At 43.8% G+C, this 422-nt stretch carries 1 protein-coding gene; it reads right to left on the bottom strand.

Annotated elements, in window-relative coordinates:
• Positions 1–107: 107 nt before the first annotated feature.
• Positions 108–422: EF-Tu C-terminal domain-related protein (locus tag J7R05_RS08405; RefSeq protein ID WP_484479013.1), on the bottom strand; the 315-nt coding region annotated here is incomplete at its 5' end.

The following is a 422-nucleotide window of genomic DNA, read 5'->3' as shown; positions in this document are numbered from 1 at the left end:
ACTTGAACCCGCGACCTGCGGTTTTGGAGACCGCCGCTCTACCAACTGAGCTATACCCCTAACTCTCAAAACTAAAACACTTTTAACATCCCTTTAATAAGCATTATTTATCCAATGATTTTAGAGACGATACCGGCACCAACAGTACGACCACCTTCACGAATAGCAAAACGAAGCTTCTCTTCCATCGCTATCGGAACGATCAACGAAACATCCATGGCAACATTGTCGCCTGGCATAACCATTTCCGTTCCTTCTGGAAGCGTAACAATACCTGTAACATCCGTCGTACGGAAGTAAAACTGAGGACGATAATTCGTGAAAAATGGCGTATGACGTCCACCTTCATCTTTTGTCAAAATGTAAGCTTCTGCTTTAAAACGTGTATGAGGCGTAACAGATCCTGGCTTTGCCAATACTTG

The organism is Bartonella capreoli (genome assembly GCF_902813205.1).
GTDB lineage: Bacteria > Pseudomonadota > Alphaproteobacteria > Rhizobiales > Rhizobiaceae > Bartonella > Bartonella schoenbuchensis.
The sequence above is the reverse complement of the archived record's forward strand: the minus strand, read 5'-3'. Positions and strand labels throughout refer to the sequence as shown.